Origin of the sequence: Streptomyces sp. 3MP-14 (assembly GCF_006334905.2) — a bacterium.
Taxonomy (GTDB): domain Bacteria; phylum Actinomycetota; class Actinomycetes; order Streptomycetales; family Streptomycetaceae; genus Streptomyces; species Streptomyces triticirhizae.
The window spans coordinates 220,087-231,490 of sequence record NZ_VDLZ02000015.1 but is presented as its reverse complement, the minus strand read 5'-3'; the positions used below and the strand labels follow the sequence as shown (position 1 = coordinate 231,490).

At 61.9% G+C, this 11,404-nt stretch carries 8 protein-coding genes and 1 pseudogene; 2 read left to right on the top strand and 7 right to left on the bottom strand.

All coding sequences use genetic code 11. The features are described 5' to 3' along the window. Positions 1-18: 18 nt before the first annotated feature. Positions 19-756, bottom strand: a complete 738-nt coding sequence (locus FH609_RS24045) for a hypothetical protein (protein ID WP_139667552.1) — start codon at positions 754-756, stop codon at positions 19-21. Positions 757-767: 11 nt separating this feature from the next. Then, a complete protein-coding gene (locus tag FH609_RS24040; RefSeq protein WP_226961904.1) occupies positions 768-1,307 on the bottom strand; it encodes a hypothetical protein in 540 nt (179 codons plus the stop codon). Positions 1,308-1,765: 458 nt separating this feature from the next. Here FH609_RS24040 and FH609_RS24035 point away from each other — a divergent pair. Beyond that, positions 1,766-2,194: pseudogene (locus FH609_RS24035) on the top strand (nucleotidyltransferase domain-containing protein); the annotation flags it as partial. A 793-nt stretch (positions 2,195-2,987) separates the two neighbouring features. Here FH609_RS24035 and FH609_RS24030 read toward each other — a convergent pair. Next, a protein-coding gene (locus tag FH609_RS24030) for an IS5 family transposase (RefSeq protein WP_405378942.1) occupies positions 2,988-3,805 on the bottom strand; the annotation gives its coding sequence in 2 pieces (ribosomal slippage) (positions 2,988-3,463 and positions 3,463-3,805; 819 coding nt in all). Positions 3,806-4,424: 619 nt separating this feature from the next. On the opposite strand from FH609_RS24030, the gene FH609_RS24025 reads away from it, so the two are divergent. After that, on the top strand, positions 4,425-5,294 hold the full coding sequence (locus FH609_RS24025) for an IS5 family transposase (protein WP_139667549.1): 870 nt from the start codon (positions 4,425-4,427) through the stop codon (positions 5,292-5,294). A gap of 371 nt (positions 5,295-5,665) precedes the next feature. On the opposite strand, the gene galE is transcribed toward FH609_RS24025, so the two are convergent. From galE to FH609_RS24005, 4 genes are all read right to left on the bottom strand, one after another. After that, the gene (galE, locus tag FH609_RS24020) at positions 5,666-6,637 is read right to left on the bottom strand and encodes a UDP-glucose 4-epimerase GalE (RefSeq protein ID WP_139667548.1); all 972 of its coding nucleotides are present in this window, start codon (positions 6,635-6,637) and stop codon (positions 5,666-5,668) included. A 148-nt stretch (positions 6,638-6,785) separates the two neighbouring features. Further along, complete coding sequence (locus FH609_RS24015) at positions 6,786-8,501, bottom strand: ABC transporter ATP-binding protein (RefSeq protein WP_226961903.1); 1,716 nt, start codon at positions 8,499-8,501, stop codon at positions 6,786-6,788. 71 nt (positions 8,502-8,572) lie between these two features. Then, entirely contained in the window at positions 8,573-10,333 is a 1,761-nt protein-coding gene (locus tag FH609_RS24010; protein ID WP_193317889.1) for an ABC transporter ATP-binding protein, read from the bottom strand. A gap of 692 nt (positions 10,334-11,025) precedes the next feature. Further along, positions 11,026-11,241 carry a transposase gene (locus FH609_RS24005; RefSeq protein ID WP_139667545.1) on the bottom strand — a complete coding sequence of 72 codons (216 nt, stop codon included), beginning with the start codon at positions 11,239-11,241 and terminating at the stop codon, positions 11,026-11,028. Positions 11,242-11,404 lie beyond the last annotated feature (163 nt).

Genomic DNA, 11,404 nt, shown 5'->3' with positions numbered 1-11,404 from the left:
GCTCCGCGACGGAACCTTCTACGAACCCCGGACACCGAAGGACATCAAACTCGCCGCATAACCCCAGCAACACCAAACCACCCCAAACCCGACAGAGACGCCTTGACGAACGACATAGAGGCACCCCCCCGGGTCCAGCCACAGCCAGGTCGGAACGCTGACCAGCTGGTCTCCCTCCGGGCTGGCCCCGATGGCCGGGGCCGGCAGCCGCAGCTGCTCCCGAGCCCGCTGCGCCAACTGCTCAGGCGAGGGCGCCGGTTCGTCGCCTTCCGCGTCCGGGGCGTCCGGCAGCCAGACCGGCGGCTGGTAGAGCGCGTCCCGCACCCCGTCGCCGGTGCAGCGGTAGACGTACCACGCGCCCTCCTCCCCCGACTCGGGCTCCGCCGCCGGGACAGCGAGGCCGGTGAAGCCGACGAACGCGGCCGGAACCACCGCGCTCCCGCCAGCCGGCGCCGGCGAGAAGGAGGTGGGCACAACCTCCGGTGGAGGGGCGAAGTCGTCGGCGCGCTCGTAGGCGCAGTCGACGCGGTTCCAGTCCGGGTTGGCGTGCTCCGGCTCCTCGTCACCGCCACCCGCAAGCTCCCGGCCGCCACCGCCCCCGCCGACGGGCAGCCGGACCTCCTCCGGGCCGGCACCCACACCGAGTTCGCATCCGGGGTACGGATTCTGCGAGCAGTCCACCGAGCCCCAGCCGGAGTCGGCGGCGGCCGGCACGACCCCGGCAGCCATCACCGTCAACGCCGACCCGGTCACCACGCCGAGGCGCCTCACGGCTGGCGCGACCCCACCCCCTGCACGGCGAACCGGACCACCCGCCACTCGCCATCCGCCTGCTGCCGCACCTCGGCGTCGATCACCTGCCCGCCACCGGGCTCGTCGTCCACCGGCTCGCGGGAGTCCTCGAAGTACTTCAGCCAGTTCGTCGAGTCCCCGCAGTCCTCGATCAGCACCGTGGTCGGCTCCTCCGACGGCTCCGCCGAGGTCACCTCCGGATCGTTGATCGGGCGGCCCAGGGTGATCACGCCGTTGCGATGGTCGGCGTACAGGCCCCCCGAGATCGCCGTCAGCGCGTCGTCCGTCGCGTACCGCGAGAGCGCCGGCGACCGCCAGTCCGACGTCTCCCCGGCCTCCGCCATCGCCTCCCACATGCCCAAGTACGCCTCCAACGCCGCCTGTTGACTCGTCTCAGCTCGCGACGGCGGCGTGGGCGACGCTTCCTCTCCCGGGGAACCGCCCTCCTGCTGTTCCTCGGCGGTGGACTGCTCCGCCTCGGACGGGGAGGAGGAGGTGTCAGTACAGCCCGTCACCCAGAGCAAGGTGACGGCCGCCGCTCCAGGCCAAACGGCGCGTGCCATCCGCACCCGAACTCGGGTGCGGGACGGGGGATATGGCATCTGGATCACGGACACCACTCTTGGTGGGCCCGGGCTCAGGGAACAGTGTTGTCCTGTTGCTCAACCCACGAAATAGACGAAAACTTCGCTGCTCCCGGAGCGAGACGTCTCAGCAGGCCACCGCGAAGCAGCTCCTCGGAGTGACCCAGGCTTTGCCGCTCTCCGAGGAAGAGAGGAAGAGGCGTAACAACGTACTCTGGGCGGCGGCGCGAGGAGTGGACAGCTCCACTTACCGGGTGAGCGTCTTCTCTACGCTCACGGGCCCCTTCGGGCCGACCAGGCGAAGCGGCGAGATACCCATCATCTTCGAGGACTTCGGTCTCGTCTCAAGCCTCGCACGCCTTGCGAGGGGGCCAAGGTCGACTTTCTAGATCGGCGGCGGCTGGGGGATCGACGCGCTGCTCAGCCGGCAGACCCGCGACCACCGCGACCTCGACCTGATGCACCGTCTTGAGCAGGAACCGAAGCTGGTGGCCGCGCTTGCGGCGGCCGGCTTCGCCGAGACGCTGGACTGGCGGCCGGCCACGTTCGTCGTCACGGCCGCCGACGGCCGGGAGATCGACCTGCACCCGCTGGAGTTCGCCCCCGACGGCTCGGCGCTCCAGGGCTCGCTCGACCCGGACCACCCGTTCCACTACCCGGCGGCCTGCTTCGTCACCGACACCATCGGCGCCACCACCTTCCCCTGCCTGTCCGTCGAGCAACAGGTCCACTTCCACCGTGGCTACGAACCGACCGACCGCGACCGCCGGCACATGGCCCACCTTCGGGCGGCGTTCGGCCTCGCCACCCACTTCTGACCACCCGATGGCCGCGCCGGCCCCAACTCCCGCCCGCCTACATGTTGATCCTGAGAGCGGCCCCATCCGGTGACTGCGAGAACGCCAGAAATGAGCGGCTGACCTGGGAAAACTACCCTCAGTGTTTCCCATCATTTCGGGTCACTTTCAGGTGCCGTGTGCCCTGACTGTGCCCTGAGGGCACGGCCGGACGGGCATTGAGCAAGAGGTGCGGTGCCGAGCCGCGCCCCTCGCGTCCACGCCGTGCGCCACCATACGTGCGACGGCTTGGCGCGCGTCCCGGTCATCGGTAGCCGGTTGTTGCGTCGGGGGAATGGCTCTCGCAGCTCGACAGAGATGAGGTCGGAAGAAGCCGCTGAAGCCCCGACATCCACGTCGATTCTCGACCATCATGTAGCCATGGAAGAACGGCGATCTCTTCAGAACAAGATGAGCGGCCAAATCGATGGACAGGCAGTTCAGGCCCAGACCATCCATGGCGGAGTGCGGATGTCGGGTCCTACCCATGTCGTGAACAGAATTAATGAAGTCCGTTCGTTGAACACCGCGAATACCTTGTATCGAGTACTCGCGTCCGTGGCGGGGTGTGCTGCCGCAGTCGGAGTCGACCAGGGTGGAACTCCTTTAGAAGGAGTTGCTGCGGTGTTCGATTACTTTGCCATCCCATCAGGGTGGACGACGCCGGTTGGGGAGTGGATTGCCGATCGCGCAGAATTCCTGGGGACGGTGGCTGCTTTCCTGCTCGTTATTGGGCTGTTCTCCCTGCCGGGGCCGCGCCAGCTTAGACCGTGTCCTACGTGGTGAGTCGGCGGAGGCGTTTGTAGCAGCACAGGGCTGCGGCGAGGCCGAGAAAGGCCAGGTAGTTGCGGGGGTGGCGTTCGCAGCGGGGTGACAGGCGGCGGTAGCCGGACAGCCAGGACATGGTCCGTTCGATCACCCATCTGTGTCGGCCGAGCCGCTGGCTGGACTCCACTCCCTTGCGGGCGACGCGGCAGGCGATGCGCCTGCCTCTCATCCATCTGCGCAGGTCGGGCTGGTCGTACGCCTTGTCGGCGTGGACCTTGCCCGGGCGGTAGTGCCGGCCGCGTTCGAGGTCGTGTCTCGATTGGAGACCGGCGAGGAGCGGCTTCAGGCCTTGGCTGTCGTGGACGTTGCCACCTGAGACAGCGACCACGACAGGCAGTCCGTTCGTATCGGACAGGATGTGCATCTTGGAACCGGGCTTACCCCGGTCCACGGGGCTCGCACCTGTGAGTTCGCCCCCTTTTTAGCCCGCACGTGAGCGGAGTCGAGAACCACCCGGGAGAGGTCGAGAAGCCCGCTGGCGGCGAGTTCGTCGAGCACCGCCCGGTGCAGGCGACCCCACACACCGGCCCGAGACCAGATCAGGAACCGGCGGTGCGCGGTGGACTTCGATATCCCGAAGCAGGGTGGCAGATGCCGCCAAGCGCACCCACTCGTCAACACGTAGACGATGGCCGCGAACACCGCCTCATCAGGCGCGTTCTGGGTCCCGCCGCCCTGCGGACGCACTCGCGAAGACGGCAGCAAGTCCCGTGCGATCTCCCACAAGCCGTCCGGAACGATCCATCCCCACCGCGAACTCCCCATGCCCAGCCAACGGCCGACTCACCACGTAGGACACGGTCTTAGAGGGGATCTCATGAGAACCCTGGAGTGGCGCGCGCCCTCAACGATGGTGCTTGGGCTCACCGTGATGATGCAGTGTGGATATCTATGGTCGTCAATCATCCCGATTCCCCTATGTGCGGCCATAAGAATCTGGATCGTCGGTTCGGCGACGGCTGATGACCCTGGCAGAGCCGAGCACGCATGGATCACGGTGTTCGCGATGGTTCTTGGTATTGCGTTCTTGCCGCTCTACCTGCTCGTCTGGTGCTATGCCGTGGACAGGCCTAAGACAATCCAACGGTCATGACATGTAGAGCGGGAGGCGGATTCCGCACCGGCTCCCGCTCTACACGAGTCTCAGCGGCTTAGAGGTCGTTTTCGCCTTTCGTGCCGTGCTATCTCCTGGTTTTTGGGGTCTGGGGACGTGGTGCTGCTGGGAGTGGTGGTGTGGGTCGGTCTTAGTGGTCGGGTGGGGTGACGGGTGAGGTGGGGGTCGGCTTGCGCCTGTCTCATCCCAAGGTGTCCGGAGCGAAGGCGTGACCCCGCGTCGGTGTCCGCACGCCTGGGCGCTCTCGCCCGCTGGCGGTATGTCGAGGTCATGGCTGAGCGTCGCCCGTATCCGAGTGATCTGTCCGATGCCCGTTGGGAGTTGATCGAACCGGTGCTGACCGCCTGGCGGGCCGAGCGGAGGCGGCACGCGCTGAACATCGGCCGCCCGCCCGAGCACGACCTACGCGAGATCATGAACGCGATCTTGTACGTGGACCGCACCGGAGTGCGGTGGCGCTACCTGCCGCACGACTTCCCGCACTGGAACACCGTCTACGGCTACTTCGCCAAGTGGGCGGACCAGGGTGTGTTCGCCCAGCTCAACGGCCTGCTCCGGCAACTGCTACGGGAGAAGGAAGGACGGGACGCCGAGCCGTCGGCCTGTGTGATCGACGCACAGAGCGTCAAGACCTCCACCAGCGTCCCCGTCGCCGGCCAGGGCATCGACGCCGGGAAGAAGATCGTCGGCAGGAAGCGGAACATCGTCACCGACACCCTCGGACTCCTCCTCGCCGTGCTGGTCACCGCAGCAAGCGTGCAGGACTCCACCGCCGGCGCCCGGCTCCTGAACCAGGTAGCCGCCGACCATCCCGGCATCCGCAAGGTGTGGGTCGACGGTGGCTATCGCCAGCACCTCGTCGAACACGCCGCTGTTCTCGGCATCGACATGGAAGTCACCGCTCGCGAACCCGGGACCAGGGGTTTCACTCCCATCCCGAAGCGGTGGGCGGCCGAACGGACCTATGGCTGGCTCATGCTGCACCGCCGCCTGGCCCGCGACTACGAAACCCTGCCCACCCGATCCGAAGCCGTGATCCACATTGCCATGACCGACCTCATGGCCCGCCGCCTCACCAGCGAGAACACCATCTCCTGGCGCGACCCGACACCACAGACCAAACAGCCGATCCCTGGATAAAAAACCGGGCGAAAACGACGTCTCACACCCGACCAACGACCCAGAACCCAATCCGTTTCGGAGCAATATCAAGGCATCCGCAAGACACACCTTCAGCACGGCCTGACCGGCATCGCGATCAACACCGAACGCCTTGCCTCACGCACAACTCGACACCCCCACCGCCCTCGCTCCCCCACGACCTTCCAGCAATACCTCAACACCAACGGCCTGAGTTGGGAAGGCTGGTGGCGACAAGGCAAATGAGGTCATGCTCAAGATCCCGACAGAGTCGCTCAGTGTCCGCGCTGCACGCGATGGCCGCCGGCTTCCTTCTCATCTCCCCTCAGCACACGCGAAATGGTCGAGACCTGCGGCGAGCTTCTGCCAACTCACAGAACCTTCCGATGGAAGTCCCAAGCGTCGGATATCATCTTGTTCAGATCCGGATACTGCGGTCGCCACCCCAACTCCTCCACAGCGCGAGCTGCTGAAGCCACGAGAATGGGTGGGTCACCACCACGCCGAGGACCCGTTACCTCCGGTATCGGCGAACCAGTAACCTCGCGAGCCGCTTCTATCACTTGACGAACGGAGAATCCGTTCCCGTTCCCGAGGTTATAAACTTTGTGCCCACCCGACACCAGAGAAGAAAGCGCCAGCGCGTGACCATTCGCGATGTCGGCAACATGCACATAGTCCCGAACGCAAGTGCCGTCGGGCGTGGGATAATCATTTCCGTGTACGGCTATACGCTCACGAACGCCCAAAGCAACCTGAAGCACTAATGGGATCAAATGGGATTCAGGGGAGTGACGTTCCCCGAGGTCGCGGTACGATCCGGCCACATTGAAGTACCTCAAAGAAACCGCAGCCAACCCATGGGCCTCGCACTCGTGATGGATCATGTGATCAACAGCTAACTTCGAAGCTCCATAAGCGTTGATGGGTCGTGTCGGACTATCCACAGAAAGGTGAGTTCCGGAGGCCTCACCGTAGACAGCGCAGCTGGAGGAGACCACGAGTCGCTTGACATTGGACCTTCGCATCGCTCGAAGTAAGTAGAAGGCCTCAATGACATTGTTCCGCCAGTATTTCTCTGGACGCAGCACCGACTCGGCGACTTCTGCGGAGGCGGCTAGATGGAAGACCGCGTCATACGACGAGTCCAGGACCTCGTGAACTTCCGCTACATCACAATCAACAAAAAGCGCATCAGAAGGAACAGACGCGCGGTGCCCCGTGGACAGATTGTCCACAACGGTTACGTCATACCCCTGGTCCAGCATCTGTCGGGCAACCACGGAACCGATGTAGCCAGCCCCGCCTGTAACTAGAATTTTTCCCATTCTTGACGATGTCATGTAAAATCCTCTTCCGCTGCGAAAATGCGATAGTGAATCCGAGGAGGGAGACAGCCGCCGTAGCACAGGGTGCGAATCCACACGGCGCGCACAATCGGCAGCCGGGAAAGTTCTCACCTGATTCACTTGTTACGAAACTCTCAAGGGTTCAGTCGTACTGGTCAGCTTGGAGACGGTACAACGAAGCATAGACACCATCTGCCGCGATGAGAGCAGCATGAGTCCCAGACTCGGCCACGGTATTGCCGGAAAGAACGATGATCAAGTCAGCCATCCTTACAGTGGAAAAACGGTGACTCACAAGAACTGTGACGGCCCCAGCACGTTCAGCCACTGTGCGGGCACTCTCTGCGTACTGCCTGAACAACTGGTATTCCGCTTGCGCGTCCAGTGCGGATGTCGGCTCGTCCAGAATTAGGAGCACCGGATGGCGACGCATCATGGTTCGTCCTAGAGCCATTTTTTGCCACTGTCCCCCAGAAAGCTCCGTACCATCCGAGAAAGATCGGCCGAGCCGAGTACCCAGTCCGTCAGGCAACTGGTCCACGATATCCGATGCCCGAGTACGATCGAGTGCCTCTTCGACGGCGCGCCGATCATCTAGCCGTGGCAGATCACCAACGCCGACAGTCCGGCCAGCGGTCAGCTCAAAGCGGGAGAAGTCCTGAAAACCAACCGAGATGGCGCTGTGCCATTCGAGCACATCCAATCGATGGATATCAGTGCCGTCCACCTCGATAACACCAGTACTCGGCGCATAGAAACGGCACAGCAGCTTGACGAGCGTCGACTTACCTGCACCGTTCTCTCCCACGATCCCAACCATCGCCCCTGCGGGAAGATGAAGATTCACATCACGCAGAACAGGAACGTCAGAGCCCTCATAATGGAATGACACATCCCGCAGCCGAAATCCGTCAATCAGCCTACTTGGCGCCTCGATAGTTGAGCAGCTCGATGGGCGCTGCCCCACCAACGCGCGTATCCAACGCAGATCAGCCAGTGTCTCCGCGAGACGCTGAAACTCTCGAAGAAGTGTGACGCCAGTCGTGGCCTGTTGATTCACCTGTGCGGCGAGCACGATGACCAGTACGACGTCGCCTACACTCGCTTCATCTTGCACCGCAGCCCGCACGACCAGCAGCGTTCCAGCAATGTAGGCCACAGCAAAGATCAGCTGCCCCGCGACGCGCAGCACCGTCGCACGGAGTTCAGCGAGCCAAAGGCCGCGCGTGATCTCACGCCAGCTCTCGGCATGCCGACTTTGCAACATGGAACGTAGCCCGAGGACGCGCAATTCCTTAGCTGAAGAGACACCCCTTGCCAAATCGATAATATGCTGGGCAGCGCGCGTGTGATGGGCCATCCTGTGACGACAGGAGCTGATGATCCTTTCTGCCTGCCTACCCAACAGGACAGGAGGAAACACAGCAAAAGGCAAGAAAAGCAGCCACGGATTGGTATCGACAAGCAGAGCAGTCGTACACACAACACCAATCGCAAGACTGATACTGTGCCACAGGGCCACCATGCTATTACTTGAAATTCTGTTGAGTTCCTGGTGTAGAACCGTGATGCGATCACTGTACTCGGCATTCTCATGATGAGCAATCCCGGCTGATCCGTTGGAGAGGTCGATCAGCTCCCGATCCAGACTCAAGAACGCCTGGGCACCAAGCTCGAAATAAAGCACGTGAGCAAAATGATTGCCGGTCAAACCGACGATGACAAGAAGTGAAACCAGCAGTCCTAGCTGTAATACCTCCGAGGCATGCGCTTCACTGACTGCTTCCGTGAGAGAACCGAGCACCAATGCGGTGACCGGAGCCGCAGCAGCCTCGGCGAGCATCAGCAAGAGCGCCACAACCAACTTCCGCCGGTCCGTTGTCCAGCAGAGTCGCGCTAACTCTCGAATTGCTTGCAATGTGTCTCGCATCATTGAGCTCCACCGAATCGTGCTGAATCTATTTCACCCTCAGCTGTCAGGCCTCGCGCAAAGCGCTCGGCTTGAAGATTGAATAGTCTTGCGTAGTCACCACCCATTGACATGAGTTCATCATGTGTCCCTTGCTCAACCACATGACCACCATCGATCACCACAATGCGATCCGCCCTACGAACACTCGAGAATCGATGACTGATCAACACAGAAGTGACGCCACGTGTCATCTCTACGAAGGAGTCAAAAAAGGCCGACTCTGCTCGAACATCCAGAGCGGATGTCGGTTCATCAAGAATGAGAAGCTGGGCTCCCTTGTCTAGTGCGTAGAGTGAGCGAGCAATCGCAATTCGCTGCCACTGCCCTCCTGAAAGCTCAACACCGCTCTCGTAGGACCGGGAGAGAACTGTGTCAAATCCATGAGGTAGAGCATCCAGAAAGTCCAGCAAGCCAACGCGTTGGATGGCGTCGCGAACTGCTGCCATGTCTTTTTCTTTGTGCACAGCACCAAAAGCTACGTTGTCCGCCACTGACATCTGATAGCGAACGAAATCTTGGAAGACAACACTGACCAGCCGCCGCCGGGTGTCTATGTCGAGGGCTCGCATATCAGTGCCGTCCAGCGTGATTCGACCAGCTATCGGCTCGTATAGACCGGTAAGGATCTTCACAAGGGTAGTTTTGCCGGCCCCGTTGAGTCCAACCACTGCAGTACACACCCCAGCCGGCAACTCAAGGTTCAGGTGGTCGAGGACGAGACGGTTAGATCCTGGATAGGAAAAGCTGACGTTCTCGAAGCATACGTTGCGTCGCAGGTTTGGGGTCGTATTCATGGCCTGACGGGAAGAAACGGATGAGACAGAACGCTCTACCTCCGCAATGCGCCTTTCGAACGTCTCTAAAGCTTCAAAGGCTCGTATGCCTACCAACGTTTGCGTGTCGGCCTCAGGGTATTGACTTCCCAAGAGAACCGCACCCGCAGCTGCCTGAAGTCCGATGGCTAGCTCAGCAAGTGAGATTCGCCCCTCCACGGCATCATTGGCGAGGAATACGTAAACCAGGGAAGTGCTTGCCAGGCCAACTGCCGTGTATCCCAGGTATGGCCAGAGATATACACGTCGTCGTTCTCGTACGACTTGGCGCTCAGCAGCAGAATAGCTCGCAGCATACTGCTCAGAAAACCACGCGGTTAACCCAAATATTCGCAGTTCCTTCGCGTCGCGAGGTCCCATGGCCACTTCCCTCAGGTAACGCGTGCGACGGAACACAGGGTTCACCTTGTCGAAAATTCTGATGAATATACGCAACCCGCCCCGCTGTCCAATCCGGAAGGTGATCACGGCGCTGCCAAGAGCCACCGCCAACCACAAGTGCGAAACCATGGTGATCAAGGCGAGCAATCCTATTAGCCTCAGGTAACGCGCAACCAGGGCAAGCATGCCAGCGCATGCCGCACCGGGGGTATCCATCCTCCTTTCGAAATATCGACTCACCTCGTCAAGAGCATCGAGTGCCGCTGGATCTTCGATTGGCCCAATACCCTCGCTCCGCAGGGCGACCGCAATGAGATTAGACTGCAGATGTCCATCGATTCTTCGGCTCATGAGCTCGCCCAACAGGGTTTGGACAGGCGTGAGTACCTCCTGAAGAATGAAGATGGCTGCCGCCAGAAGGAAGAACCGTGTCAAGGTATTCGTTGCGGACGAATCCCCTCCTCCAGCGACGGCATCCGGAACTTTTCCGATAACGGTGCTCATAGCGACGATGAATGCTACCGGGAGAAGCCCTAGGAGGATATTCACGGCCAGAAGGGCGAACGCTAGCTTGAGTCCGCCTTGCGGGATACATCGAATGACTCTTAGCCGTCCCAGTACAGCTTCTCGCCACCAGCGACTTATCTGTTTGCGAGGACCCGAGACAGCGAGAGATAGGCTGCTAGCCTCCTCAGTAGGGCCTGAGCCGCTCCTTCTGCTGAAAGGTTTTCTCGACCACCACATAGTGCCCTCCAGACCCGAAATTGAACGGAAGTCGCTGGCGGCCCCGCTTAAGGATCGTTACGCGATCATGGTGTGTGGTGTTTCAGGCGGCGCCAGCAGATGAGTCTGTTGGCGAGGGAAGCGAATGCGTTGTGCGGGAGAATGCGACGTTTCCGCGGTTCACGGGGACCGCAGTCGCTGACGTACCTCTGGTCGCCCAGGTAGGCGTGGCCGCTTGCGGGGGCGTCTCACCCGGCCGACGACGGGCGGGATACTGTAACGGCCAGGCGAGGGTCTGCGTGACGTCGTTGACGTTGGTGCAGTGGTGTCACATCCAGCGGTGTGCCCGTCCCCTCGCAGACGAGATAGTGCTTGCCACCGGTTCCGCCGCGGGGGACCGGCAACGGGCTGGTCGTCTCGCCCGTCTTCTCGCCTTCGCGGGGGACGTCCATGCGAGTAGGCGTCAAGGCGGTCTACGCGGCCACGTTCAGCTTGGCCAGCAGGATGCGGAGCAGCGTGTCCAGAACGCCGGCCTCGTGCCACAGGGCCACGACACGCTGGCAGGTCTGCCCCGAGCCGAAGTCGACTTGCAGGGGCAGTCGCCGCCAGGGGATCTCGGCGCACGAAACGAACAGGATGTCCTGCGTGCACCCACGATCGTCCACTGCGCGTGGAGGGCCCGTTGACAGCTCGGGCTACTTCGGCAGCAGCGGCTCGATCACCGCCCACAGCGCGTCGTCCAGGATCCATGGCCCGTTCTCACACCCTCACGAGCAACTAAATCCTCGTACCGGACACGGCCACCAGCACTGCACCACAAGATCGTGTTACGAGCTTTTGGAGTGCAACTGT